The following is a 24,638-nucleotide window of genomic DNA, read 5'->3' as shown; positions in this document are numbered from 1 at the left end:
ACCTTCCGCCTGGCCGCGCAGCGCTAGGCGGGGAGAACCAACTCGCCGTCGACGAGGCGCGGGATGCGCCACGGGTTCGCCTCCTGCAGCGCGGGCGGCAGCAGCGCGTCCGGGGTGTCCTGGTAGGCGACCGGGCGCAGGAACCGGCCGATCGACGCGGTGCCCACCGAGGTGAAGTGCGGCGCGGTGGTCGCCGGGTACGGCCCGCCGTGCTGCTGCGCGTAGGTCACCGAGACGCCGGTCGGCCAGCCGTTCCACAGCACCCGGCCCGCCTTGTCGGCCAGCACCTCGGCGAGCCGCGCCGCCGGGCCGTCCGCGGCGTCCGACTCCTCGCCGTGGATGGTCGCGGTCAGCTGCCCGTCGAGTGCGCGGGCGACCTCGAGCAGCTCGGCGTCGGAGCGGTAGCGCACGAGCAGCGCGGCCGGGCCGAAGTGCTCCTCGAGCAGCTCGTCGATGTGGGCGGCGAAGGTCGCGGCATCCGTGCCGTACAGCGTCGGCGTGGGCGTGTCGGCCGGCTCGGGCGAACCGGCCAGCAGCTCGACGTCCGACCGTTCGGCGAGTGGGGCGAGGCTCGCGAAGTATCCGTCGCGGATCGCGTCGTACAGCATCGTGCCGCCCGACGCCCCCGCCACGGCGGCGGCGACGCGCTCGCCGAGCTCCGAGCCGTCGGGCACGAGCAGCACGCCCGGCTTGGTGCAGAACTGGCCGACGCCGAGCGTCATCGACGCGGCGAACCCGTCGGCGATCTCCTGCGCGCGGGCCTCGGCGGCCGCGCGCGTGACGAAGACGGGGTTCACGCTGCCGAGCTCGCCGTAGAACGGGATCGGCACCGGCCTGGACGCGGCGAGGTCGAACAGCGCGCGGCCGCCGGTGAGCGACCCGGTGAAGGTCGCGACCGTCAGGCGCGGGTCGAGCACGAGCTCGCGCCCCGTCTCGTGGCCCTCGACGAGCGCGAACACGCCGCGCGGGGCATCGGATGCCTCGAGCGCGGCCTGCACGTGGCGGGCGACCGCCCGGCTGAGCTCGGGGTGCGCGGGGTGCGCCTTGACGACCACCGGGGCACCCGCCGCGATGGCCGCGGCCGTGTCACCCCCGGCCACGGAGAAGGCGAAGGGGAAGTTGCTGGCCGCGTACACGGCCGCGGGGCCCAGCGGTCGCAGCATGCGGCGCAGGTCGGGGCGGGCGCCCATCGGCCAGTCCGGGTCGGCGTGGTCGATGGTCGCCTCCAGGTAGCGCCCCTCCTCGACCAGCCGCGCGAAGAGCCGCAGTTGGAAGGTCGTGCGCACCAGCTCGCCGGAGAGCCGCGGCCCGGTCAGGTGGCTCTCGCGCACCGCCAGCTCGACGAGGGAGTCGGCGTCGGCGTCGAGCCGGTCGGCGATCGCGCGCAGCCAGGCGGCGCGGTCGGCGGGGAGGGAGGCCGCGAGCGCGGGGGCCGCCGCCGCGGCATCCGTCATCGCCGTCTCGAGGTCGGTCGCCACGTGGGTGTTCTCGGTCGTGTCCGTCATCTGGTCACCTCTCAGCCGTCGCGGTTGCCGTACCCAGTCTGCTCGCCCGGGGCGCCCCGCGGCAGGGGTTCCCAGGCGCGCATGGGAGAATGTTCGGTCGTGCAACCCTCTGCCCCATCCGCCGCATCCTCCGCACCGTCGACCGCCGCAAGCCCGGCGACCTCCGCTCCCGGCGGCCCGGCCCGCACCCTTCCGGTCGTCGCGCTCGCGACCCTGGTCGTCGGCACCATGGTCGGGGCGGGCGTCTACTCGCTGCCGGCCAACTTCGCCGCCTCGACGGGCGTCGTCGGCACGCTCATCGCATGGATCGTCTCGGGGCTCGGCACCCTCATGCTCGCGCTCGTGTTCCAGCGACTCGCCGTCACGCGCCCCGAGCTCGACTCGGGCATCTTCGCCTATGCCAAGGCGGGCTTCGGCGACTACGTCGGGTTCTTCTCGGCGTTCGGCTACTGGGCGAGCGCGGTGGCCGGCAACGGCACCTATGTGGTGCTGATCGGCTCGACCCTCGGTCAGGCGTTCCCGATCCTCGGCGAGGGCAACACGCCGGCCTCGGCGGTGCTGTCCACGGCGATCCTGTGGGCGTTCCACCTGCTGATCGTGCGCGGAGTGCGCCAGGCCGCCCTCGTCAACACCGTCGTCACGATCGCGAAGATTGTGCCGATCGTCGTCTTCATCGTGCTGCTCGTGCTGCTCGGCATGCACTGGCAGCTGTTCGCCGACAATCTGTGGGCGTCGGGCACGGATGCCTCGGGCGGTGCCCCCTCGGCCGGGGCGCTCTTCGGCCAGGTGCGCTCGACCATGCTCGTGGCGGTGTTCGTGTTCCTCGGGGTCGAGGGCGCGTCGGTCTACTCCCGCTATGCCCGCCGCCGCAGCGACGTCGGCCGCGCGACCATGCTCGGCTTCGGAAGCGTGCTGGTCATCCTGATGCTCGTCACGCTGGTCGCCTACGCGGCGCTGCCCGTCGCGACGCTCGCGGGCGAGCACCAGCCCTCGATGGCCGGAGTGCTCTCGGTCGTCGTCGGCCCGTGGGGCGGCGTGTTCGTCTCGGTCGGGCTGCTGGTGTCGGTGCTCGGCGCCTTCCTCGCTTGGACGCTGATGGCCGCCGAGGTGTTCTTCAATGCCGCCAAGGGCGGGGACGCCCCCGCCGTGTTCGCCCGCACCAACCGGGCCGGTGTGCCGCACCACGCGCTGCTGCTCACGACCCTCGCCGTGCAGGCGCTCGTCGTGGTCTCGCTCTTCTCGCAGGACGCCTTCCAGTTCTGCCTGCTGCTGTGCGCCTCGCTCGCCGTGGTGCCGTATGTGCTGACGGCGGGCTTCGCGGTGCGCGAGGCGGTGGCGGCCCGGGCGTCGGCGCAGGCATCCGTTCGTCCGGTCGTGCTCGCGCTGCTCGCGCTGGTCTACACCCTGTTCCTCGTCTACGCGACCGGGGTGACCTACCTGCTCATCTCGGCGATCGTCTACGCGCCGGCGTCGCTGCTGTTCGCCCGGGCCCGTCGCGCGCGGGGTCTGCGGGTCTTCCGCCCGTGGGAGGCGGCGCTCGCCGCCTTCGTCACCGCCGCGGCGGTCGCCGGGGTCGTCGCCCTCGCGGCCGGCTGGATCTCGATCTAGCCGCCCCGGCCAGCCTCCGGCCCAGCTTCCCGCCCAGCCTCCTCGTTCAAAACTCCGGTGATTTTCGGGTGATCCCGCTCCGGACCCCGGCTTTTCGGGCCGACGTGCCACTGATTCGCCGTTTCCACCGGAGTTTTGCGCGCCACTTCGCGCTCACCTTCAATCCTGCGCGCCGCCGTCGCGCAGCGAGTGCGTCATGCTCGTGAGGATGCGGAACGCCGCCGCCTGTTCGTCTTCGCTCAGGCCCGCGAGCATCCGGAGCTCGACGGCGCGCACGGCCTTGCTCGCCTTCTCGAGCGACCGGCGGCCGCGGGGGGTCAGCCGGGTGGGGAGCGCCTTGCCGACGGACGGCTGCGCCGCCCGGGTCACGTAGCCGTCCCGCTCGAGGGCCTGCAGCAGCACGCTCATCGACTGCCGCGTCACGAATGCTCCGCGCGCGAGCTCGGAGTTCGACAGGCCGGGCCGCTGCGCCAGCAGTTCGAGGCAGGAGTAGTGCGTGATCGTCATGCCGAGGGGCCGCAGCACCTCCTCCATCGCCGCGCGCAGCGCGCTGGAGGCCTCCTTCAGCAGGTAGCCCAGCGAGGTCTGCAGATCGATGGCGTCAGAACCTTGACTCATGTCAGAAGTCTGACATATGGTGACGGATGTCAGAAACCTGACACGCGATTAAGGAGCACCCCATGCCCGTCACCGGTCCCGACTTCGTCTCCCTCCAAGTGCGCGATCTCGACGCTTCCCAGGCGTTCTACGAGCACTACCTCGGCCTCGTCCGCTCGCCGGCAGGGCCGCCGCACGCCGTCGTCTTCGACACCACGCCCATCGCCTTCGCGCTCCGCGACCTCGTTCCCGGCACCGACCTCGACGCGGCGCCCCAGCCCGGCCTCGGCGTCGCCGTCTGGCTGCACGCCACCGACGTCCAGTCCATTCACGACGAGCTGGCCGCCGACGGCCACACGATCGTCGCGGCCCCGATCGACGGACCCTTCGGCCGCACCTTCACCTTCGCCGACCCCGACGGCTACCAGATCACCCTGCACGACCGCGCCTGACCCGAGCCGGGCATCGAGGGGTGCGAATTCACCCTTCAGGATGCGGCGGTTTCAGCCGGTGAGTGCAACGCCCCGGTTTTCGGGAGGTTGTCGTGGGGTCGCATGCGTCGTTGGATACCCGTGTTGAGGCGTTGAGGATGCTGCTGACCGGGGTGTCAGCGGTTCGGGTTCGTGAGCACTTCGGGTTGTCGCGCAACACGGTCGAGAAGTGGGCGAGGCTGGCTGGCATGAAGTTCGCTCCCGGCTCCGCGCCCGGCCTGCTTGACCCGGACCCGCCGGCCGTGCTCGGCGCGGTCTCCGGTCACGGCCGCAGGCTCTCTCTCGGTGATCGGGCGGTGATCCAGCTTGGGCTGGCCGAGGGCAAGTCGAGGCGGGCGATCGCCGCGCTGATCGGGGTCGCACCATCGACGGTCTCCAGGGAGATCGCCGCCGCGCAGCTGGTGTACCGGTCCGAGTCCCGTTACGACGCGGGCATCGCCCACCAGATCGCCGCGGATCGGCGCCGGCGCCCGAAGGCCCGCAAGCTCGACGGGCACCCCGAGCTGCGGGCCGCGGTCGTGCGGCAGTTGAACCAGAAGTTCTCTCCGCAGCAGGTCGCCGGGCGCCTGCCGCTGCTGTTTGCGGCGCGGGAGGATATGCGGGTGTCTCACGAGGCGATCTACCAATCCCTGTACGTGCAGGGCAAAGGCGCCTTACGGCACGAGCTGACTGTGCACAAAGCACTCAGATCCGGCCGTACCGGGCGGGTGCCGCAATCGAAGCTGCCGCCCCGCTCCAGCCGACCCTGGCTGGACGGAGCCCGAATCAGCGACCGGCCGGCCCGAGCCGAAGACCGTGCCGTGCCCGGGCACTGGGAAGGCGACCTGGTCGTCGGTCCCGGCAACTCGGGGCTGATCACCCTGGTCGAGCGCTCCAGCCGGTTCGCGCTCATCAGCCGGCTGCCGGGGATGCGGGACTCCGAGACCGTCATCGATGGCCTGACCCGCATGATCCAGCAGTTGCCGCACGCACTGTTCGAGACGCTCACCTGGGACCAGGGCTCCGAGATGGCCCAGCACGCGAAATTCACCATCGCCACCGGCTGCGCGGTCTACTTCGCCGACCCGCACTCACCCTGGCAGCGCGGATCGAACGAGAACCTCAACGGCCTCATCCGCGACTTCTACCCCAAAGGCACCAACTTCAACACGATCACCGATGCCGAGATCGCCGAGATGCAGCGGCTCCTGAACATGCGACCCCGCATGACCTTGAACTACGCCACCCCAGCCGAAAGACTCGACGAACACATCAAGTCCGGTGTTGCACTCACCGGCTGAAACCGCCTGCGATTGAACGGTGAATTCGCACCTTTCGCCCCACCGAGCCGGGCCCTCAGCCCTTCAGCCCGCTGCCGGTGACCCCCTCCACGATCTGCCGCTGGAACACCAGGTACAGGATGATCAGCGGCAGCGCGGCGAGGATCGCGCCCGCCTGGATGTCGGCGTAGCGCTGCCCGTAGCTGCTCTGCACCGTGGCGAGGCCGACCGGAATCGTCATCAGGTCTGGGTTCGTCAGCACGAACAGCGGCAGCAGCAGGTTGTTCCACACCCCGACGAAGGTGAGGATCGTGACCGCCGCGAGCACCGGCCGCGACAGCGGCAGGATGACGGACCAGTACACCCGCCACCGCCCGGCGCCGTCGATGCGCGCCGCCTCCTCCAGATCGGCGGGGATGCCGTCGAAGAACTGCTTGAAGATGAACACCGCGATCACGGCGGGCACCTGCGGGAAGATCACCGACCAGTAGGTGTTCAGCAGGTTCATCGCGTTGAGCTCCTGGAAGATCGGCACGATCAGCACCTGCGTCGGGATCATGATCCCCAGCACGATCAGCAGAAGCGTGAAGTTGCGCCCTCGGAAGCGCAACCGCGAGAGCGCGAACGCCGCCATCGAAGCGAAGAACACGGTCAGCACCGCCGTGATGACCGAGGTGATGGCGCTCGCGATGTACCAGTTCCAGATGTCTCCCGCGTGGAAGAACGACGCGTACGAGTGCAGCGTCGGGTTCCAGTCCTTGAGGATCGAGCCGGCGCCGAGCGCCGCCACCCCGTTGTCGGTGAGCGAGGTCTTCAGCGCGAACAGACTCGGGATCAGCCAGATGATCGCGAACACGATGAGCACGATCGCCGAGACGATCTGGAAGCCCCTCCCGCTGGTGCCGATGCGGGCGCCGTTCGCCGCGGGCGCCGCGCCCGTCACGACGCGCTGCGGCCGCCGCACGTCGGTCGAGTCGGTCACGGTGGTCATCTCAGGCCTCCTTCCGGGCCGCCGAGCGGTCGAACAGTTGGCGCACGACCGCCACGGCGACGATGACGATGAAGAGCAGCACGGATGCCGCGGACGCGGCCCCGACGCGGTCGTCGGTGAATGCGGTGCCGGTGATCAGGCCGAGAGCCACCTGGGTCGAGATGCCCGGTCCGCCGCCGGTCATCAGGTAGACCTGGTCGAAGATCTTCAGGCTGGCGATGATCTGCAGCAGGATCACGAGCGTCGTGGTGCGGCTCAGCAGCGGCAGCGTGATGTAGCGGATCTGCGCCCAGTTCGACGCCCCGTCGACGGCCGCCGCCTCGTACAGCTCGCGGGGGATCTCCTGCAATCCGGCGAGGTAGAGCACGAAGTTGAAGCCGAGCGTCCACCACACGGTCGCGATCGCTATGCCGATCATGGCGGTGTTCGGGTTCGCGAGCACCCCGTTGCCGGGCGTGATGCCGAACCAGCTCTCCACGAGCGCCCACAGCCCGGTCGCCGGGGTGAACACGAACACCCAGATCAGCGAGATCGTCGCGCTCGGCAGCACGTAGGGCATGAAGAACGCCAGCCGGAAGAACCACTGCCCGCGGCGGACCCGGTTGGTGAGTACGGCGAAGATGAACGCCAGGATGACCAGCGGCGGGGTCGTGTAGATCGTGAACTGGAGCGTGTGCCACATGGCGCTCCAGAAGTCCGCCCGGGTGAGCATCTCGGCGTAGTTCTTGAACCCGGCGAACGATCCGAGGTCGGTGTGCACGAGCGAGGTGTTGAAGAAGCTCGCGACGATCATGAAGATCGTCGGGCCGATCAGGAACGCCAGGTAGAAGATGCCGAACGGGGCGAGGAAGAGCCACGCGGGCCCCGGGTCGCCGCGCCGCAACGGCGAGCGGGAGGGCCCGCCCGGCGCAGGCGCGGGGCGGGGGCGTTCTCGGACGATGGGCGGTGCTGCGGTGGTCACGTCGTTGTCCCTCCGAGGTGGCGAGTCGTCGCTTGGGCGAGTGAGGTGAGGATCAGAGCGGGCTCGGGGTGTTCAGGTACACCTTGAGCTGGTCGGTGATGGCCTGCCGTGCCTGGGCCGGCGTGATCGCCCGCTGTTGCACGAGGCCGAGCTGGGCGCCCACGATGCCCTCGAAGGTCGAGCCGGAACCGCCGTACCAGGCCGGGTCGTCGTACACCGCATGCTGGGCGGCCGAGGCGTAGTGCGCCTGCGGCAGCAGCTTGTGGTACGCCGCGCTGTTCGCGATGGGAAGGTAGGCGGGGATGTGACCGCCCTTCGCCCAGGTCATGCTCTGCTCGAGCATCGACTTGATGAAGCCCATCACCTGCTCGAGCTGCTCGGGCGTGCGGTCCTTCTTCGGCAGCACGAAGGTGTGTGAGTCGGCCTGGGCCGCGGGCCGGTCGTACAGGGTCGGCAGCGGCGCCATGTCGAAGTCGAGGCCCTTGATCAGCTGCGCCGTCGTGAGCTCCCATTCGCCCTCGAGGTACATCCCGGCCTTCCCCGTGAACATGTACGACTGGGCGGTCGCATAGTCGAGCCCGCTGTTCAGCCAGCCCTGCTTGACCCAGCGCTGGAGGCGCGAGGTGACGTCCTCGAAGACGTCCCAGTTCACCGTGAGGTCCGCGCCGTCGTGGGAGAGGAACGGCGTCGCCGCGGAGTTCTGGTTGTAGAGGGTCCAGAACACGCGCCACTCGGTAGCCGTCTCGCCGCCGACGTTGGCGCTCGTGATCGCCGGCCCCTTGGTGACCTTGCTGATCTCGGCCAGCGCCGCCTCGAAGGTGTCCATCGAGTCGAGGTTCACGACCTGCCCGTCGCCGCCGATCAGCCCGGCTTTCTTGAGCACCGCGACGTTGTAGAACATGACGAGCGGATGCGTGTCGAGCGGCACCGCGATGTTGTTCCCGTCCGTCTTCTGCGCGTTCCACGGCGTGGGATTGAAGTCGGAGGCCTTGAGGCCCACCAGCGCGAGGTGCTCCTCGGTGATGGGCTCGAGGATGCCGCCGTCGTACAGCGGCTTGGCGCGGGTGAGGTGGGAGATCGCGACATCGGGCGGCTTGTGCCCGACGGTCGCGAGGGTCAGCTTCGAGTAGTACGGATTGCCCCAGGCGAACGTCGTGGATTGCAGAGAGGCGGCGCCGCCGTGGGTCTTCTGGTAGCCGGCCTCCATCGTCTGCATGCGCGTGCCGTCGCCGCCGCCGAAGAGATTCCAGTACACGAGCGTCTTCGGGTTCAGCTGCGATCCCACCAGACCCGCGCTCACCGTGTCGGCGCAGCCGGCGAGCGCCGGAAGGGTGAGCCCCACGAGACCCGCAGTCAGGAACCCGCGTCTGGTCAGCCCGGTTGCCGTCGCCATGGTCGACCTCCTCGTCGTGCGCGCGGCGCCTCTTCGCGCCACCTGCTGCCGCACTTTACATCGTTGGAATCGTTTCGCAACACCCCTCGCGCGACGTGTTCTGCGCCCGCTTTCCACAGCCGGCGGCGTGACGGATGCGCGCGGCGATATGCTCTGCGCACGATGCGTGCAACGGTGCGGGACGTGGCCATCCTCGCCGGGGTGTCACCCAAGACCGTCTCGAACGTGGTCAACGGCGGCGTGCCCGTGCGCCCCGAGACCCGGCGCCGGGTCGAGGCGGCGCTCGCCGAGCTCGACTACGTCCCCAACCTGTCGGCGCGCGGGCTGCGCAACGGCCGCTCGGGCAACATCGCGCTCGCCCTGCCCGACCTCGGCACGGCGTATTCGGCCGAGCTCGCGCGCTGGTTCGTCGAGCTCGCGCACGACCGCGGCTGGGCGGTGCAGATCGAGCAGAGCGGCCACGACCCCCAGCGCGAGGCCGAGCTGCTCTCCCGTGCCCGCACCCACCTCGTCGACGGGCTCGTGCTGAACCCCGTGCTGCTCGACAGCAGTGCCGTCGCCGGCGCGACCGACCTGCCGCCGACGGTCGTGATCGGCGAGGTAGAGCCGCGCGGCGTCGACCAGGTGCACATCGACAGCCGCGGTGCCGGGCGGGCGATGACGGGGCACCTGATCGCCACCGGCCACCGCCGGATCGCCATCGTCGGCGCCTCGGACGAGCGTTTCCGCTCGGCCACGAGCATGCTGCGCGAGGACGGCTATCACGACGCGCTCGAGGCGGCCGGCCTTCCGGTCGACCCGGCTCTGCAGCTCGTCGTCGACGAGTGGACCCCCGCGGCCGCCGCGGCCGAGTTCGCCGCGTTCCTCGACCGCAGAGAGGCGCTGCCCGACGCGGTGTTCTGCTTCACCGACTCCATGGCGCTCGGCGTGTTGCACGTGCTGGCGGCCCGAGGCATCCGTGTGCCCGCCGAGGTGTCGGTCGTCGGCTTCGACGACATCGCCGAGGCGTCGTTCTCGATCCCGCCGCTGACGACCATGCGCATCGACAAGCGCGCCATCGCCGATGCCGCCCTCACCGCCCTCGAGCGGCGCATCGCCGACCGGGCCGCGCCCGAGACCGTCACCGTGGTGCCGTGCGAGATCGTGCACCGCGAGAGCGTGGCGGTGCGCGGCTGAGCCGGCGCGGTCGGCGCGACGGGGGACTTGCGCCACCGTTACAACGATGTAACGCTTGCGGGGAACCCATCCGTCGCAAAGGAGCGCCCCATGACCTCAGCGCGCATCACGGTTGATCGCGACTTCACGATCGCGCCCGTCCCGCGCCGCCTCTTCGGTTCCTTCGTCGAGCACATGGGCCGTTGTGTCTACACCGGCATCTTCGAGCCCGGCCACGCGACGGCTGACGAGAACGGATACCGCACCGACGTGCTCGAGCTCACCCGGGAGCTGGGCGTCTCGATCGTGCGCTACCCGGGCGGCAACTTCGTCTCCGGCTACCGCTGGGAGGACGGCGTCGGCCCGGTCGAGCAGCGGCCCCGCCGCCTCGACGGCGCCTGGCACACCATCGAGACCAACGCCTTCGGCCTGCACGAGTTCGCCGGCTGGGCCAAGAAAGCGGGCGTCGAGATCATGGAGGCGATCAACCTCGGCACCCGCGGCGTCGACGAGGCCCGCGCGCTCGTCGAGTACGCGAACCACCCGGGCGGCACGGCCTGGTCCGACCTGCGCATCGCCAACGGCGCGAAGGAGCCGTTCGGCATCAAGGTGTGGAACCTCGGCAACGAGCTCGACGGCCCCTGGCAGATCGGGCACAAGACCCCCGACGAGTACGGCCGCCTCGCCCAGGAGGCCGGCAAGGCGATGAAGCTCGTCGACCCGACCATCGAGCTCGTCGCCGTGGGCTCCTCGGGCGCGCACATGCCGACCTTCGGGCAGTGGGAGTACACCGTGCTCTCCCACGCCTACGACGAGGTCGACTACGTCTCGCTGCACGCCTACTACCAGGAGCACGACGGCGATGCGCTGTCCTTCCTCGCGAGCGCCAACGACATGGATTACTTCATCGAGTCGGTCATCGCGACCGTCGACGCGGTGAAGGCCAAGCGCCAGACCTCCAAGACGATCAACCTCTCCTTCGACGAGTGGAACGTCTGGTACCAGCGCGGGCTCGAGACCGAGGACCAGCCGCACGTCGTCGAGCAGCAGCCGTGGCGCGAGCACCCGAGGCTGATCGAAGACACCTACAACGTGACGGATGCCGTGGTCGTCGGCACCTACCTGAACTCGCTGCTGCGCCACGGCGATCGGGTGACGATCGCCAACCAGGCCCAGCTCGTCAACGTGATCGCCCCTATCCGCAGCGAGGAGGGCGGCCCCGCCTGGCGGCAGACCATCTACTGGCCGTTCGCCCGCATGGCCGAGCTCGCCAGCGGCGAGATCCTGCGGGTGGCCGCCGTCGGCGACAAGTTCGAGTCGAAGGAATACGGCGACGCCGAGTTCGTCGACGCGAGCTCGACCTACGACGCCGACCGCGGGCGCCTCGTGCTGTTCCTCGCCAACCGCGGACTCGACGAGGAGGCCGACGTGACCTTCGCCCTGCGCGGTCTCGCGGCGGGCTCCGTCACGCGCGCCGAGGTGCTCACGGTGCCCGAGGGCGGCGACCGCTTCACGGCCAACACCCTCGAGTCGCAGGACGCGGTCGGCATGAGGCGGCTCGAGAACGTGCACATCGACGAGTCCGGTCAGGTGCGCCTCGTGCTGCCGGCCCTCTCCTGGGCGTTCGTCGAGCTCGCCGTCACCGAGTCCTGAGCCCCCGGGATAATGGGGGCATGCCGCCGGCCGAGGAGCAGATGCAGCCGGGGCGCGCCGGCGCGAGCATCCGTGACGTGGCGCGGATCGCCGGGGTCTCGCACATGACGGTGTCGCGCGTGCTCAACCAGCACCCGAACGTGAGCCCGGCCACCCGAGAACGGGTGGAGGCGGCCATCTCGCGCCTCAATTTCCGCCCGAGCCGCACCGCGCGGGCGCTCGCGCACGGCAGTTCGCGGGTGATCGGCGTGCTCGAGGCGAGCGGCGGGCGGCTCTACGGGCCGGCCTCGACGATCGCGGCCATCGAGGACGCGGCGCGCTCGCAGGGGTATTCGGTGATGATCGCGGTGGGCGACGGCGGGCGTGAGGACGCCGTCGCCGCCGTGGAGCACCTGCTCGACCAGGGGGCCGTGGGCATCATCGTGGTCGGGCCGGGCGCGCGGGCGGGCGAGGTGATGACGGATGCCGCACCCGGCGTCCCCTTCGTCGCGATGCACGCCGCCCGCGGCGCCGAGTCCGTCTCCGCCGACCAGGCCGCCGGGGGCCGGAGCGCCGCGCGGCACCTGCTCGACCTCGGTCACACGGCGATCGCACACCTGGCGGGGCCGTCCGGCTGGCTCGAGGCGGAGGCGCGGGCGCAGGGCTTCGCCGCGGAGCTCGCCCGGGCCGGCCTCGAACCCGTGCGCGTGGAGGCGGGGGATTGGACGCCCGACTCCGGCTACGCCGCCGGCAAACGCATGCTCGCCGGCGGCGGGTTCACCGCCGTCTTCTGCGCGAACGACCAGATGGCGCTCGGGCTGCTGCACGCCGCACGCGAGGCGGGTATCGCCGTGCCCGAGGAGCTCAGCGTGGTCGGCTTCGACGACGTGCCCGAGGCCGTGCACTACGCGCCGGCGCTGACCACCCTGCGGCAGGACTTCCCCGACCTCGGGCGGCGGGCGATCGCCACCCTGCTCGCGCGGTTGGGTGTGGCGGCGCAGCCCGGACCGGCGCCTGCGCCGCAGCTGATCGTGAGGGCGTCGACGCGCGGCATCCGATAACCCGGGATTTGCGCCGCGGCGGCGGGCCACTACGCTGTTACCGGTAACAAAGCGAGCGAGGGAGAGCAGTCGATGGCGACTGAAGCGGCCGAGGTGATCGCGAGCGGCCAGGCGGTGCTGGGCATCGAACTGGGATCCACACGCATCAAGGCGAGCCTGATCGGGCCCGATTTCACCCCGCTCGCCGACGGCAGCCACGAGTGGCAGAACGAGTACGTCGACGGGCGCTGGACCTACCCGCTCAAGGCCGTGTGGTCGGGGCTGCAGGCCTGCTACGCCGACCTCGCGGCGAACGCCGAGCGGGAGCACGGGGTGCGGCCCGCCTCGTTCCGCGCCATCGGGGTGTCGGCGATGATGCACGGCTACCTCGCCTTCGACGAGCGCGGCGAACTGCTCGTGCCGTTCCGCACCTGGCGCAACACCTCGACCGGCCCTGCGGCGGCGGAGCTGACCGAGGCGCTCGGTTTCAACGTGCCGCTGCGCTGGTCGATCGCGCATCTCTACCAGGCGGTGCTCGACGGCGAGGAGCACGTGCAGCGCCTCGCCTCGCTGGAGACGCTCGCCGTGCATGTGCACCGCCGGCTCACCGGTCGCTTCGTCGCCGGCGTCGGCGACGCGTCCGGCATGTTCCCCATCGACCCCGCCACCGGCGACTACGACCAGGGCAAGCTCGAGACGGCCGAGCGGCTCGTCGGCCGGCGGGCGCCCGGGCTCTCGCTGCGCGGCCTGCTGCCCGAGGTGCTGCCCGCGGGCGCCCAGGCGGGAGAACTCACCGCCGAGGGCGCGGCGCTGCTCGACCCGCGCGGTGAGCTGCGACCGGGCATCCCGTTCTGCCCGCCCGAGGGCGACGCCGGCACCGGCATGGTCGCCACGAACGCGGTCGCGCCGCGCACCGGCAACGTCAGCGTCGGTACGAGCGTGTTCGCGATGGTCGTGCTCGAGCAGCCGCTCGCCGCGATCCACCCCGAGATCGACGTCGTCACCACGCCGGCCGGCGATCCGGTGGCGATGGTGCACTGCAACAACGGCGCCAGCGAGCTGGCCGCCTGGGCGGGCGTGTTCACGCGCTTCGCGGAGACGATCGGCGCGGGCGCCGACGGCGACACGGTCTACCGCGCGCTGCTCGACGAGGCGCTCGCGGGCGACGCCGACGGCGGCGGGCTGCTCGCCTACAACTACCTCTCCGGCGAACCGGTCGCCGGGCTCGAAGAGGGTCGGCCGCTCGTCGTGCGCACCCCCGACAGCAGCTTCACCCTCGCCAACCTGATGCGCACGCAGCTCTACGCGGTGTTCGCGACCCTGGCGCTCGGCATGCGCGTGCTCGACGGCGAAGGCGTGCGCGTCGACCGGCTCGTCGGCCACGGCGGCATCTTCCGCACCGCCGGCGTGGCGCAGCGCCTGCTCGCCGCCGCGCTCGAGGTGCCCGTCGCCGTGGAGCGCACCGCCGGCGAAGGCGGCTCCTGGGGCATGGCGCTGCTGGCCGCCTACCTCGAGGCCGCGCCCGAGCAGAGCCTCGCCGAGTTCCTCGGCGCCCGCGTCTTCCGGGGCGACGCGCAGAGCGTCGTCGACCCGGACCCCGCCGACGTCGCGGGCTTCACGGCGTTCCTCGAGCGCTTCACCGCGGGCCTCGACATCGAGCGCGCCGCGGCGGGCGCGCTCCAGACCTCAGAGAAAGGACAGGCATGACGACGGATGAGACGATCCGGGCCATCCGCGAACAGGTGGCGTCGCTGCATGCGGAGCTCGTGCGATACGGGCTCGTCGTGTGGACGGGCGGCAACGTGTCGGGCCGCGTGCCGGGGGAGGAGCTGTTCGTCATCAAGCCGAGCGGCGTCTCCTACGACGAGCTCGCACCCGACAACATGATCCTGTGCGACCTCGACGGCCGCGTCGTGCCCGGCACCCCCGGCTCGGAGCGCGCTCCGTCGAGCGACACCGCGGCACACGCCTACGTGTACCGCAACATGCCGGAGGTGGGCGGGGTGGTGCACACCCACTCCACCTACGCGACCGCGTGGGCGGCGCGCGGCGAGGCGATCCCGTGCGTGCTGACGGCGATGGCCGACGAGTTCGGCGGCGAGATCCCGGTCGGGCCGTTCGCGATCATCGGCGACGACTCCATCGGCCGCGGCATCGTCGCCACGCTCTCCGGCCATCGCTCCCGGGCGGTGCTGATGCAGAACCACGGCGTCTTCACCATCGGAAAGGACGCGCGCGACGCCGTCAAGGCCGCCGTCATGGCCGAAGACGTCGCCCGCACCGTGCACATCTCGCGCCAGCTGGGCGAGCCCCTTCCCATCGCCGCCGACAAGATCGACGCGCTCTTCGACCGCTATCAGAACGTCTACGGACAGAAGCAGGCAGACAAATGACGACCCCCTTCACCGACTACTCCGAGTTCGAGATCTGGTTCTTCACCGGCAGCCAGGGCCTGTACGGCGAGGAGACGCTGCGGCAGGTCGCCGAGCAGTCCCAGCGCCTCGTCTCCACGCTCGACGCGGCCGACGCCGTGCCGGTGAGGATCGTCTGGAAGCCCGTGCTCACCGACGCCGAGGCGATCCGCCGCGCGGTGCTCGACGCCAACTCCGACGACCGGGTGATCGGCGTGATCACCTGGATGCACACCTTCAGCCCGGCGAAGATGTGGATCGCCGGCCTGCAGGAGCTCGCCAAGCCGCTGCTGCACCTGCACACGCAGGCGAACGTGGAACTGCCCTACGGCGAGATCGACTTCGACTTCATGAACCTCAACCAGGCGGCCCACGGCGACCGGGAATTCGGCTACGCGCTCACCCGCCTCGGCATCCGTCGCAAGACGGTCGTCGGCCACGTGACCAACCCGCGCGTGCAGCAGCGGGTGGGCACGTGGGTGCGCGCCGCGGTCGGCCGGCACGCGCTCGCGACGCTCAAGGTGGCGCGCTTCGGCGACAACATGCGGCAGGTCGCCGTCACCGAGGGCGACAAGACCGAGGCGCAGGCCAAGTTGGGCGTCGAGGTGAACACCTGGGCGGTGAACGAGCTGGTCGCCCTGGTCGACCAGGCGACGGATGCGCAGGTCTCGGAGCTCGTCGACGAGTACCTGGAGCGCTACGACGTGGTGCCCGAGCTGCGGCCCGGCGGCGAGCGCCACCAATCGCTGCGAGACGGCGCCGCGATCGAGGTCGGCCTGCGGGCGTTCCTCGAGCAGGGCGGCTTCGGCGCCTTCACCGACACCTTCGAAGACCTCGGCGGCCTCAAACAGCTGCCGGGCCTGGCGGTGCAGCGGCTGATGGCCGACGGCTACGGCTTCGGCGCCGAGGGCGACTGGAAGACCGCGGTGCTGGTGCGCGCCGCGAACGCCATGGGCGCGGGGCTGCCGGGCGGGGCGAGCCTGATGGAGGACTACACCTACGACCTCGTCGAGGGGAAGGAGGCGATCCTCGGGGCACACATGCTCGAGGTCTCGCCCGCGCTGACCTCGGCGAAGCCGAGCCTCGAGATCCACCCGCTCGGCATCGGCGGCAAGGACGACCCGGTGCGCCTCGTCTTCACGGCCGACCCCGGCCCCGCCGTGGTGGTGTCGCTGGCCGACCTGCGCGACCGGTTCCGCCTCACCGCCAACGTGGTCGACGTGATCGAGCCCCGTGCGCCGCTGCCGCACCTTCCGGTGGGCCGTGCGGTGTGGCATCCGCGCCCCGACTTCGAGACCTCGGCGACCGCCTGGCTCACCGCCGGCGGCGCGCACCACACGGTGATGTCGACCGCCGTGGGCCTCGAGGCGTTCGAGGACCTCGCCCGCATGGTCGGCATCGAGCTGTTCGTCATCAATGAGCACACCCGCGCCCGCGACGTCGAGAACGAGGTGCGCTGGAACCAGGCCTACTGGAGGCTCGCCTCCGGAATCTAGTCCGCCTGGCCGGGCATCCGAGGGCCCGCGTCGCCGGACTCTCACGGAAGCGGCGGGGCGTCGACGCGGCCGTGCTCGATCAGCCAGGCGAGCGCCTCGCGGGTCGCCTCGAGCGAGGTGTGGCCCGGCCGGTAGCCGAGCTCCGCGCGGGCTCGTTCGATCGACACCGCATGGCTGCGCGAGATGTGCTCGAGGGTGGTCTGCGCGAACTCCGGGGTGGTCGACGCGGCGAACTCGTCCCATGGGGCGAAGCCGAGTTGCGGCTCCTGCCCGAACCAGCCGGCCACGGCGGCGGCGAAACCCCGCAGCGTCAACGCCCGCTCCGACGTGACGTGGTAACTGCGGCCCGCGAGCTCGCGGCGGCGGTCCGGGCTCAGTTCGGCCGCCAGCTGGAACGCCTGCGCCACGTCGTCGGCGTGCACATGGTGCAGCAGCCCGAGGCCGAAGTCGGGCAGCACCAGCCGCTCGCCGCGGGCGAGCTTCCGCCACACCGCCGGGTCGAGGTTGCCCGCGGGGTTGATCACGGGCCAGCCGGGCCCGCTGATGTGCCCTGGCCGCAGGCTGAGGGCGGGCAGGCCGCCGGGTGCGGCGGACTCCTGCGCCAGCATCCGTTCGATCGCGAGCTTGCCGGTGCCGTACTCGCCCCACGGCGCCAGGTCGTCGTCTTCCTCGGCGGGCAGCGCGGTCAGTGTGCCGTGCACCCAGATGGTGCTGCACATCACGAGCAGGCCGACCCGGCCGCGGATCGCGTCGACGAGCTGTGCCGCCGACTCGCGCGTGAAGCAGATCATGTCGATGACGACGTCGGCGCCGAGCTCGGCGACGCGAGAGCCGAAGGCGCCGGCCGCCTCCTCTGCGGCGCGATCGACCTGCACGCTCGTCACCCGCTGCCAGGCCGGGTCGTCCCGGTAGCGCGGAGTTCCGCCACGACTGAGGGCGACGACCTCGTGGCCCGCATTCACGAGTCGCGGCACCAGGTAGCCGCCGACGTGCCCGGTCGCCCCGATCACGACGATGCGCATGGTGTGCCTCCCTTGTCGGCGATGAGTGAGACGGATGCTCAGAAGCGGTGCCGCAGGAACGCGACCTGCTTCAGCCACTGGTAGGTCTGCCCACCCTCATGGCCGTTGTAGGGGTAGACCTCGATGTGCTTATCCGCTGATGCGAGCGCGTTGAACGCGGCGAAAGTGGTCGACGGCGGCACGATGTCGTCCATCAGCGCCACCGAGAACAGCGCCGGCGCGGCGATCTGCTTGGCGAAGTTGACGCCGTCGAAGTACGCGGCCGTGTTCCACACGGTCTCGACGTGCTCCCGGTGCGCGGCGAGGTAGCGCACCAGCTCCTGGTACGGGTCGCTGAGGGCGACCGATGCCCCGTGCTCCCACGCGCACAGGAACGCGACGTCGGGCATCAGAGCCTTGACCTCCGGGTCGAGGCCGGCCGCGGCGATCGCGATGCCGCCGCCCTGGCTGCCGCCGGTGACGGCGAGGCGCGCGGGATCGACGAACTCCCAGCGCTTGACCGCGTCGAGCAGCCGGGCCGCATCCGTGTAGACGCGGCGGTAGTAGTGCTCGCGCGGGTCGAGGATGCCGCGGGTCATCCACCCGGCCACAGCGGGTCCCGAGCCGTGCGGGTCAGGTGTCTCGCCGCCCGTGCCCCAGCCGGAGCCCTGCCCGCGGGTGTCCATGAACACGTGCACGTACCCGGCGAGTGCCCAGCCCACGCGCTCGCCGGCGATGCCGCGGCCGCCGTTGTAGCCGTTGAACTCGACCACCGTCGGCAGCCGCTCGCCGTCACGGCCCTTCGGGCGGATCACCCAGCCTTTGACCGGCTCGGCATTGAAGCCGGGGAAGGTCAGGTCTTCCACGATCAACTCGGTGATCGGCGTCTCGGCGGGAACCCGCACCGCCTCGGCGCCGCTCAGGTCGGCGGCGGCCCGTGCCTCGGCGACGGTCTCGCGCCAGAACCCGTCGAAGTCGGCCGGCTCGCGCACCGCGGGGGAGAAGGTCTGAAGCTCGGCCAGGGGAAGGTCGGTGAACGGCATGGCTCTCTTTCGGGAAAAGACGACGGCGTCCCTTCGACCCTATCGGGGGCGGCAGACTGAGCAGATGAGCGCACCGGCCGTCCTCGTCGTGCAGAACTCCGCGACGAGCGGGCTGCGCCGCTTCGAGACGTGGTGGCGGCAGTCCGGCCTCCGGCTCGACGTGCGGCAGGGCGCCGACGGGCTGCCCGGCACGCCCGACGGATACGACGGCCTCGTGCTCCTCGGCGGCGGCCTGCTGCCCTCCGACGACGAGCGGGCGCCGTGGCTGCCGGCCGAGCGGGCCCTGACCGCCGCTGCGCTCGAGCGAGGGCTGCCGACGCTCGGCATCTGCCTGGGCGGCCAGCTGCTCGCCGAGGTCGCCGGCGGCCGGGTGACCGCGCGGCACGGGCGGCCCGAGCGCGGCTCCACGACGATCGGGCTGACGGATGCGGCATCCGATGACCCTCTCTTCGCCGGCCTGCCGCGCACCGTCCGCATGATCGAGAACCACGAGGACTCGATCACGGCGCTGCCCGCCGGCGCGGTGCTGCTGGCCTCGAGCCGGGATCACCCGCACCAGGCGTTCCGGGTGGGGGAGCACGCGTGGGGGCTGCAGTTCCACCCCGAGGTGGCCGCCGCCGAGCTCGCCCGCTGGAACGCCGCGGAACTCGCCGCGGGCGGCCTCGACCTCGACCGGCTGCGGCGCGAGGCCGACGCCGCCGAGCCGCGCGCGGCATCCGTCGCGCGGGCCCTCGCCGACGGCTTCGCCCGGGTGGTGGCGGCGACGGTCGCCTAGCGCGGTTCGACGAGCGGGATGCGCCCAAGCCCGTCCACGGCCGGGATCGCCCCGAGCAGCCGCTTGGTGTACGGATGCTCCGGTTGCTGCCACACCCGCTGCGTCGGCCCCGACTCCACGATCTTCCCCGCGCTCATCACGAGCACCCGATCGGCGATGGTGCGCACGATCGCGAGGTCGTGGCTGATGAACAGCAGCGCGGCGCCCGAGTCGAGGGCCACGCGGCGCATCAGCTGCGCCACCTTCGACTGCAGCGAGGCGTCGAGCGAGGCGATCGGCTCGTCGCCGATCAGCACCTCGGGCCCGGTGGCCATCGCGCGGGCGATGGCGATGCGCTGCCGCTGGCCGCCGGAGAACTGGTACGGGAACCCGGCCGCGGTGCTGCGCGGCAGCTCGACCTCATCGAGCAGCTCGCCGACGGTGGGCGCCTGCCCGGGGTGGATCCGCCGGGCGTCCTCGAGCTGCTTGCCGATGCGGCGCCGGGGATTCAGCGACGCGTACGGGTTCTGGAAGACCATCTGCACCCGCAGCAGCTCGGGCTCGCGCCGGGACAGCCGCATGGGCGCGACCGGCTTGTCGCCGAAGCGGATGCCGCCGCCGGACAGCGGCGTCAGACCGCACAGCGCCCGGGCGAGCGTCGACTTGCCGCACCCCGACTCGCCGACCAGCCCCAGCACGGTGCCCGGCTCGAGCGTGAACGACACCCCGTCGACCGCATTCAGCTGCCCGCGCCCGGCGACCGAGTACGTGACCCGGGCGTCGTCGACGACGAGTTCGCGCCCCATCAGCCCTCGCCTCCCTCGGCGGGCCCCTCAGCGGGCGCGAGCTCGTGCATGGGCAGCGACTCGATCAGTTCGCGCGTGTACGGATGCCGCGGGTTGCGGATCACCTCGTAGCGGTGCCCCTGCTCGACGATCTCGCCGCGGCGCATCACCGCGATCTCGTCGGCGAGCGAGGAGAGCACGCCGAAGTCGTGCGTGATCAGCACGACGGTCAGGCCGAGCTCGTCGCACAGTTCCCGCAACAGGCGCAGGATGCCGGCCTGCACGGTGACGTCGAGGGCGGTCGTCGGCTCATCGGCGATGAGCAGCTCGGGCTCGCAGGCGATCGCCCCGGCGATCGCGATGCGCTGCAGCTGCCCGCCCGAGAACTCGTGCGGGTACTTGCGCAGGGCGCCGCGCGGGTCGGGCACGCCGACGCGCGCGAGCAGCTCGGCGGCCCGGTCGAGCGCCTCCCTTCGGGACATGCGCAGGTGGTGGCGCAGGTGGTCGGTCAGCTGCCGCCCGATCGAGAGCATGGGATGCAGGCTCGAGGTGGGGTCCTGGAACACCATGGCGATCCGGGCGCCGCGCAGCCGGTTGAACTCGCGCCGCGACAGCGCCAGCAGGTTCAGGCCGCCGAAGTCGATGGCGCCCTCCACGACGGCGCCCTCGGGCTGCAGCCCGATCAGCGCCATGCCCGTCATCGTCTTGCCCGAGCCGGACTCGCCGGCGAGCCCGGTGACCTTGCCCTTCGGCAGGGTGAGGTCCAGGCCGCGCAGGATCTGCCGGCCGTCGATCGTGAGCCGCAGGTCGCGGATTCGCACCGCGGGGGCGGCGCCGGCCGCGGCATCCGTCGTCGTCAGGTCGTCGCTCACAGCGCCCCGCCTTCCTGCAGCCGTTCCTGCATGCGCGGGTCGAGCGCGTCGCGCAGCGCGTCGCCGAGCAGATTGAAGGCGATGACCAGCGTGAAGATCGCGAGCGCCGGGAAGGCGGCGATCCACCAGGCGGAGAAGTTCTGCAGCCCGTCGTAGACCATCGAGCCCCACTCGGCCTGCGGCGGCACCGCGCCGAGCCCGAGGAAGGACAGCCCCGCGAGGGCGAGGATCTGGTTGCCGAAGTCGAGCGTCGCGAGCACCAGCACCGGGGAGGCGATGTTGGGCAGGATGTCGCGGGTCAGGCTCGTGAACCAGTTCGCCCCCATCAGCCGCCCGGCGACCACGTATTCGCTCGACCGGGCGCCGAGCACGAGCGAGCGGGTGACGCGGGTGTACTGCGGCCAGTTGACGATGATGATGGCGATCATCGCGTGCTGGATGCCGGGCCCGGTCGCCGCCACGATGATCATGGCCAGGATGATCGACGGGAACGCGAGGACGAGGTCGGTGATCCGCATGATCACCTCGTCGACGACCCGGCCGAAGTAGCCGGCGATCAGCCCGAGCACGACGCCGATCACGAGCGAGGCGACGACCAGCATGACCGGCGCGGGCAGTGAGATGCGCGAGCCGGCGATCACACGGGAGAGGATGTCGCGCCCGAGCAGGTCGGTGCCGAACGGATGCGCGGCGCTCGGCGGCTGCACGGCCTGGGCGACCTGCCCGAGCGGGTCGTGCGGCTCGATCAGCGGCGCGAAGACGGCCACGATCGCCCACAGCACGATCACCGCCGCGCCGACGATCGCGAACGGGCTGCGCCAGGCGCGCGGCAGCGTGCGCCGCCGGCGGGGCAGCGCGTCGAACGCGCTCGTGCCGGGCGGCGGGGCGGCGACGGATGCCTCCGGCGAGAGGCTCTCGCTCATGCGCGCCTCCTCACCCGCGGGTCGATGACGCCGTAGAGCAGGTCGATGACGAAGTTGATGGCGATGTAGACCGCTCCGATCACGATGCCGACGCCCATGATCGCGGGCATGTCGAGGTGGGTCGAGGCCTGCAGCGCGTACTGCCCGAGCCCCTGCCAGGAGAACACGGTCTCGGTCATCACCGCCCCGGAAAGCAGCGAGCCGAAGGCGAGGCCGGTCATGGTGAGGATGGGCAGCAGCGCCCCGCGCAGGATGTAGCCGAAGACCACCTGCCGGCCCGGCAGGCCCTTGGCCCGGGCGGCGACCACGTACTCCTGGTTCACGACGTCGAGCAGCGCGGAGCGGAAGAACTTCACCAGGGTGGCGAGGGTGTACAGGGTGAGCACGAGGACGGGCAGCGCGAGGTGCTCGAACGCGCTCGCCAGCACGTCCCACTGCCCGGCGATGGCGGCGTCGATCGTGTACAGGCCGGTGACCTGCGGCGGCGGCTCCAGGGTGGGGTCGAGGCGCCCGGAGCCGGGCAGCACTCCGAGCACGACCGAGAGCAGGTAGAACAGCACCATCGCCAGCCAGAACAGCGGCACCGAGATGCCGGCCAGGCTGCCGAGGCGGATCACCAGATCGGTGACGGAGCCGCGGGTGAGGGCGGCCCAGATCGCGAGGCCCAGGCCGATGACCACCGAGAGGATCATGACGTACAGGGCCAGCTCGATCGTGGCCGGGAACGCGACCTTGAGGTCGTCGAGGATCGGCTGCTGGGTCTGGTTCGAGGTGCCGAAGTCGAGGTGCAGCAGGCGCCACAGGTAGAGCCCGTACTGCACGGGCAGCGGTTTATCGAGGCCGAGCCGGTGCTCAGTGGCGGCCACGATCCGCGGGTTGTTCATGGCCGTCTCGCCGAGCACCGCCGCGACCGGGTTCGCCGGCACCAGGTTGGTCAGGATGAAGGTGATCAGCGTCACGCCCCACAGCAGCAGCACGCTGATTCCGAACCGCACCGCGATGTAGCGCAGCAGGGGGTGGGCGCCCGCCCGGCCGGCGGTGCCGGACGGGTACCCGAGTCTGCGCCTCGTCGGGGCGGTGCCGCTCGCCGTCACTACTTCAGGTCGGCGAAGGAGACGGTCCACAGCGGGTTGTACACCGCACCCTTCACCGACGTCGCGTACACGAGCTGCGCGCCCGGCTGCACGATCGGAATGAACGGGCCGACCTTGTTCATCTCGGTCTGCACCTCCTGCCACGCCTTCTCACGAGCGGTGTCGTCGGTCGTGGTCATCGCCTTGGTGAACAGCGGCTTCAGCTGCTCCGCGCTCGAGATCCCCTTGCCCGTGGCCCAGCCGGCGCGCAGGCCGACGTTCTGATCCGGCGCGAAGGCGATGTAATCGGATGCGTCGGGGTAGTCGGCCCCCCACTGCGCCATGCCCGCCTGGAACTTCCCGGAGCGGAAGGTGTCGAGCGCAGTGGCGCTCGGCTGCGGCACGAGCTGGAGGTTGATGCCGACCTTCTTCAGCTGCGCCTGCAGCGTCTGCGCGATGTTCGAGAAGGAGGCGTTGCCCGCCTGAGCCTCGCTGTCGACGAGGAACTTGACGGTCTGGCCCGAATAGCCGGACTTCGCGAGGTCGGCCTTGGCTTCCGAGAGGTCGTAGGTGTTGCTCGGATCCGACTTCAGCGCACCGAACAGGCCCTGCGGCACGACGCCGCCGGGTTGCACGGAGCCGGCGCCGACGAGCTTCAGGATCGCGTCGTAGTCGATGCCGTGCCGCACGGCGTTCAGGAAGTCCTCGTTCGCGACCGGACCGCCCAAGTCGGGCATCTGGTTGAACCAGGCGTACAGGGTGTACAGGGACGCGCCCGAGGTGACGCCGGCCTTGCCCGACGACTTCAGGCTCGTGGCGTCCTGCGGGGAGATGCCGTCGGCCAGCTGCGCCTGCCCGGACTGCAGGTCGACCTTCTGCGTGGCGCTCGTCGCGTTCTTGACCACCACCTTCGTGTAGCTCGGCTTCGTGCCCGCGTAGTGCGGGTTGGCCGTGAGCACCACCCGCGACTTGATGTCGGAGGAGGAGATCATGTACGGCCCGGAGCCGATCGAGTGGGTGTCGAGCCAGGACTGGGCGCCGTCCTTCTCGTCGGTCGTGCCGCCGTGGGCGGTGACCGTCGCCTTCTCCACGATGCCGAGCGACGGGTTCGGCAGAATGAAGGGGAGCGCCGGGTTGGCCGTCGAGCTGGTCAGCGTCAGGGTGGAGTCGTCCACCTTCGTGATCGTGATCGGCTTCCCGGCCGGGTCGAGGAGCAGGAACGACGGGTTGCCGGCGATGCCCTGCATCCGCTGATACGAGTACACGATGTCGTCGACCGTGACCGGCTTGCCGTCCGAGAAGTAGTGCTTGCCGTTGAGCTTGAGCGTGACCGTCTTGTCGTCCGACGACACCTGGTAGGTGGTGAGCTCGGGAACCGGCTTGGACAGGTCGTCACCCTTGTAGGTGAGCGCGGTCTCGTAGATCTGCGCGTCGATCAGGTTGCCGGTGAACTCGAAGTCGCGACCGGGGTCGAGCGTGACCAGGTCGTAGTTCGTGTCGACGACGAGGGACTTCGCGCTGGATGCGCTGCCCGAGCCGCCGGAGCCGCAGGCGGCGAGCGTCAGCACGGCGATGGAACCGAGAACGACGGCGGCGATGCCGCGCTTCTTCACACTCACGAGGCCTCCTTCGGCGGGTCTATCCCAGA

At 71.0% G+C, this 24,638-nt stretch carries 22 protein-coding genes; 10 read left to right on the top strand and 12 right to left on the bottom strand.

The window, feature by feature from the left end; translation table 11 throughout:
* Nucleotides 1–23 precede the first annotated feature (23 nt).
* Nucleotides 24–1,505, bottom strand: a complete 1,482-nt coding sequence (locus H563_RS0111595) for an aldehyde dehydrogenase (NADP(+)) (RefSeq protein ID WP_022882771.1) — start codon at nucleotides 1,503–1,505, stop codon at nucleotides 24–26.
* Nucleotides 1,506–1,604: 99 nt separating this feature from the next.
* Between H563_RS0111595 and H563_RS16390 the strand changes: the two genes are divergently transcribed.
* On the top strand, nucleotides 1,605–3,113 hold the full coding sequence (locus H563_RS16390) for a basic amino acid/polyamine antiporter (RefSeq protein ID WP_022882770.1): 1,509 nt from the start codon (nucleotides 1,605–1,607) through the stop codon (nucleotides 3,111–3,113).
* A 159-nt stretch (nucleotides 3,114–3,272) separates the two neighbouring features.
* On the opposite strand, the gene H563_RS0111585 is transcribed toward H563_RS16390, so the two are convergent.
* A complete protein-coding gene (locus H563_RS0111585) occupies nucleotides 3,273–3,731 on the bottom strand; it encodes a MarR family winged helix-turn-helix transcriptional regulator (protein WP_022882769.1) in 459 nt (152 codons plus the stop codon).
* Between the two features lie 62 nt (nucleotides 3,732–3,793).
* Here H563_RS0111585 and H563_RS0111580 point away from each other — a divergent pair, with 62 nt between their 5' ends.
* A complete protein-coding gene (locus H563_RS0111580) occupies nucleotides 3,794–4,162 on the top strand; it encodes a VOC family protein (protein WP_022882768.1) in 369 nt (122 codons plus the stop codon).
* A 137-nt stretch (nucleotides 4,163–4,299) separates the two neighbouring features.
* Nucleotides 4,300–5,481, top strand: coding sequence for an IS30 family transposase (locus H563_RS16385; RefSeq protein WP_022882767.1), 1,182 nt, complete (start codon nucleotides 4,300–4,302; stop codon nucleotides 5,479–5,481).
* A 55-nt stretch (nucleotides 5,482–5,536) separates the two neighbouring features.
* Here H563_RS16385 and H563_RS0111570 read toward each other — a convergent pair whose 3' ends face one another.
* Genes H563_RS0111570 through H563_RS0111560 form a run of 3 tightly spaced genes read right to left on the bottom strand, consistent with a single transcriptional unit; the run spans nucleotide 5,537 to nucleotide 8,805 of the window.
* A complete protein-coding gene (locus tag H563_RS0111570; protein ID WP_022882766.1) occupies nucleotides 5,537–6,451 on the bottom strand; it encodes a carbohydrate ABC transporter permease in 915 nt (304 codons plus the stop codon).
* Between the two features lies 1 nt (nucleotide 6,452).
* A complete protein-coding gene (locus tag H563_RS0111565; protein ID WP_155865208.1) occupies nucleotides 6,453–7,412 on the bottom strand; it encodes a carbohydrate ABC transporter permease in 960 nt (319 codons plus the stop codon).
* A 52-nt stretch (nucleotides 7,413–7,464) separates the two neighbouring features.
* Nucleotides 7,465–8,805: an extracellular solute-binding protein gene (locus tag H563_RS0111560; RefSeq protein WP_022882764.1), complete on the bottom strand. Its 1,341-nt coding sequence runs from the start codon at nucleotides 8,803–8,805 to the stop codon at nucleotides 7,465–7,467.
* Between the two features lie 162 nt (nucleotides 8,806–8,967).
* On the opposite strand from H563_RS0111560, the gene H563_RS0111555 reads away from it, so the two are divergent.
* From H563_RS0111555 to araA, 6 genes are all read left to right on the top strand, one after another.
* A complete protein-coding gene (locus tag H563_RS0111555; RefSeq protein ID WP_022882763.1) occupies nucleotides 8,968–9,981 on the top strand; it encodes a LacI family DNA-binding transcriptional regulator in 1,014 nt (337 codons plus the stop codon).
* 90 nt (nucleotides 9,982–10,071) lie between these two features.
* Nucleotides 10,072–11,613, top strand: coding sequence for an arabinosylfuranosidase ArfA (arfA, locus tag H563_RS0111550; RefSeq protein ID WP_022882762.1), 1,542 nt, complete (start codon nucleotides 10,072–10,074; stop codon nucleotides 11,611–11,613).
* Between the two features lie 20 nt (nucleotides 11,614–11,633).
* Nucleotides 11,634–12,653: a LacI family DNA-binding transcriptional regulator gene (locus H563_RS0111545; protein WP_022882761.1), complete on the top strand. Its 1,020-nt coding sequence runs from the start codon at nucleotides 11,634–11,636 to the stop codon at nucleotides 12,651–12,653.
* Between the two features lie 72 nt (nucleotides 12,654–12,725).
* Nucleotides 12,726–14,339 (top strand): xylulokinase, encoded by a 1,614-nt coding sequence (locus tag H563_RS0111540; protein WP_022882760.1) that lies wholly within the window; start codon nucleotides 12,726–12,728, stop codon nucleotides 14,337–14,339.
* Complete coding sequence (locus H563_RS0111535; protein ID WP_022882759.1) at nucleotides 14,336–15,025, top strand: L-ribulose-5-phosphate 4-epimerase; 690 nt, start codon at nucleotides 14,336–14,338, stop codon at nucleotides 15,023–15,025. The genes H563_RS0111540 and H563_RS0111535 overlap by 4 nt, the downstream gene beginning before the upstream one ends.
* Complete coding sequence (gene araA / locus H563_RS0111530) at nucleotides 15,022–16,539, top strand: L-arabinose isomerase (protein WP_022882758.1); 1,518 nt, start codon at nucleotides 15,022–15,024, stop codon at nucleotides 16,537–16,539. Before H563_RS0111535 ends, araA begins: the two co-directional genes overlap by 4 nt.
* A 41-nt stretch (nucleotides 16,540–16,580) precedes the next feature.
* Here araA and H563_RS0111525 read toward each other — a convergent pair whose 3' ends face one another.
* The gene (locus H563_RS0111525; RefSeq protein ID WP_022882757.1) at nucleotides 16,581–17,561 is read right to left on the bottom strand and encodes an NAD-dependent epimerase/dehydratase family protein; all 981 of its coding nucleotides are present in this window, start codon (nucleotides 17,559–17,561) and stop codon (nucleotides 16,581–16,583) included.
* A gap of 38 nt (nucleotides 17,562–17,599) precedes the next feature.
* Complete coding sequence (locus tag H563_RS0111520) at nucleotides 17,600–18,583, bottom strand: acetylxylan esterase (protein ID WP_022882756.1); 984 nt, start codon at nucleotides 18,581–18,583, stop codon at nucleotides 17,600–17,602.
* A 64-nt stretch (nucleotides 18,584–18,647) separates the two neighbouring features.
* Here H563_RS0111520 and H563_RS0111515 point away from each other — a divergent pair, with 64 nt between their 5' ends.
* Nucleotides 18,648–19,358, top strand: a complete 711-nt coding sequence (locus H563_RS0111515; RefSeq protein ID WP_022882755.1) for a type 1 glutamine amidotransferase — start codon at nucleotides 18,648–18,650, stop codon at nucleotides 19,356–19,358.
* Here the strand turns inward: H563_RS0111515 and H563_RS16380 are convergent.
* Genes H563_RS16380 through H563_RS0111490 form a run of 5 tightly spaced genes read right to left on the bottom strand, consistent with a single transcriptional unit; the run spans nucleotide 19,355 to nucleotide 24,609 of the window.
* Nucleotides 19,355–20,143: an ABC transporter ATP-binding protein gene (locus H563_RS16380; RefSeq protein ID WP_033210632.1), complete on the bottom strand. Its 789-nt coding sequence runs from the start codon at nucleotides 20,141–20,143 to the stop codon at nucleotides 19,355–19,357. The genes H563_RS0111515 and H563_RS16380 overlap by 4 nt on opposite strands.
* On the bottom strand, nucleotides 20,143–20,994 hold the full coding sequence (locus tag H563_RS16375; RefSeq protein WP_051142740.1) for an ABC transporter ATP-binding protein: 852 nt from the start codon (nucleotides 20,992–20,994) through the stop codon (nucleotides 20,143–20,145). The genes H563_RS16380 and H563_RS16375 overlap by 1 nt, the downstream gene beginning before the upstream one ends.
* Nucleotides 20,991–21,917: an ABC transporter permease gene (locus H563_RS16370; RefSeq protein ID WP_022882754.1), complete on the bottom strand. Its 927-nt coding sequence runs from the start codon at nucleotides 21,915–21,917 to the stop codon at nucleotides 20,991–20,993. Before H563_RS16370 ends, H563_RS16375 begins: the two co-directional genes overlap by 4 nt.
* On the bottom strand, nucleotides 21,914–23,011 hold the full coding sequence (locus H563_RS16365; protein ID WP_022882753.1) for an ABC transporter permease: 1,098 nt from the start codon (nucleotides 23,009–23,011) through the stop codon (nucleotides 21,914–21,916). The genes H563_RS16370 and H563_RS16365 overlap by 4 nt, the downstream gene beginning before the upstream one ends.
* Nucleotides 23,011–24,609 (bottom strand): ABC transporter substrate-binding protein, encoded by a 1,599-nt coding sequence (locus H563_RS0111490; protein ID WP_027479376.1) that lies wholly within the window; start codon nucleotides 24,607–24,609, stop codon nucleotides 23,011–23,013. The genes H563_RS16365 and H563_RS0111490 overlap by 1 nt, the downstream gene beginning before the upstream one ends.
* Nucleotides 24,610–24,638: the final 29 nt, after the last annotated feature.

It is taken from the genome of Gryllotalpicola ginsengisoli DSM 22003, from assembly GCF_000419445.1.
Classification (GTDB): Bacteria; Actinomycetota; Actinomycetes; order Actinomycetales; family Microbacteriaceae; genus Gryllotalpicola; species Gryllotalpicola ginsengisoli.
This window is presented reverse-complemented; position numbering and strand designations above follow the sequence as displayed.

What these genes read in the sequence shown, in the direction of transcription:
- H563_RS0111585 (WP_022882769.1), bottom strand. Translation starts at nt 3,731, where the DNA reads ATGAGTCAAGGTTCTGACGCCATCGATCTGCAGACCTCGCTGGGCTAC.
- H563_RS16380 (WP_033210632.1), bottom strand. Translation starts at nt 20,143, where the DNA reads ATGGGGCGCGAACTCGTCGTCGACGACGCCCGGGTCACGTACTCGGTC.
- H563_RS0111535 (WP_022882759.1), top strand. Translation starts at nt 14,336, where the DNA reads ATGACGACGGATGAGACGATCCGGGCCATCCGCGAACAGGTGGCGTCG.
- H563_RS0111525 (WP_022882757.1), bottom strand. Translation starts at nt 17,561, where the DNA reads ATGCGCATCGTCGTGATCGGGGCGACCGGGCACGTCGGCGGCTACCTG.
- H563_RS0111555 (WP_022882763.1), top strand. Translation starts at nt 8,968, where the DNA reads ATGCGTGCAACGGTGCGGGACGTGGCCATCCTCGCCGGGGTGTCACCC.
- H563_RS0111580 (WP_022882768.1), top strand. Translation starts at nt 3,794, where the DNA reads ATGCCCGTCACCGGTCCCGACTTCGTCTCCCTCCAAGTGCGCGATCTC.
- H563_RS0111545 (WP_022882761.1), top strand. Translation starts at nt 11,634, where the DNA reads ATGCCGCCGGCCGAGGAGCAGATGCAGCCGGGGCGCGCCGGCGCGAGC.
- H563_RS0111540 (WP_022882760.1), top strand. Translation starts at nt 12,726, where the DNA reads ATGGCGACTGAAGCGGCCGAGGTGATCGCGAGCGGCCAGGCGGTGCTG.
- H563_RS0111520 (WP_022882756.1), bottom strand. Translation starts at nt 18,583, where the DNA reads ATGCCGTTCACCGACCTTCCCCTGGCCGAGCTTCAGACCTTCTCCCCC.
- H563_RS0111515 (WP_022882755.1), top strand. Translation starts at nt 18,648, where the DNA reads ATGAGCGCACCGGCCGTCCTCGTCGTGCAGAACTCCGCGACGAGCGGG.
- H563_RS16385 (WP_022882767.1), top strand. Translation starts at nt 4,300, where the DNA reads ATGCTGCTGACCGGGGTGTCAGCGGTTCGGGTTCGTGAGCACTTCGGG.
- H563_RS16370 (WP_022882754.1), bottom strand. Translation starts at nt 21,917, where the DNA reads ATGAGCGAGAGCCTCTCGCCGGAGGCATCCGTCGCCGCCCCGCCGCCC.
- H563_RS0111560 (WP_022882764.1), bottom strand. Translation starts at nt 8,805, where the DNA reads ATGGCGACGGCAACCGGGCTGACCAGACGCGGGTTCCTGACTGCGGGT.
- H563_RS0111570 (WP_022882766.1), bottom strand. Translation starts at nt 6,451, where the DNA reads ATGACCACCGTGACCGACTCGACCGACGTGCGGCGGCCGCAGCGCGTC.
- araA (WP_022882758.1), top strand. Translation starts at nt 15,022, where the DNA reads ATGACGACCCCCTTCACCGACTACTCCGAGTTCGAGATCTGGTTCTTC.
- H563_RS0111595 (WP_022882771.1), bottom strand. Translation starts at nt 1,505, where the DNA reads ATGACGGACACGACCGAGAACACCCACGTGGCGACCGACCTCGAGACG.
- arfA (WP_022882762.1), top strand. Translation starts at nt 10,072, where the DNA reads ATGACCTCAGCGCGCATCACGGTTGATCGCGACTTCACGATCGCGCCC.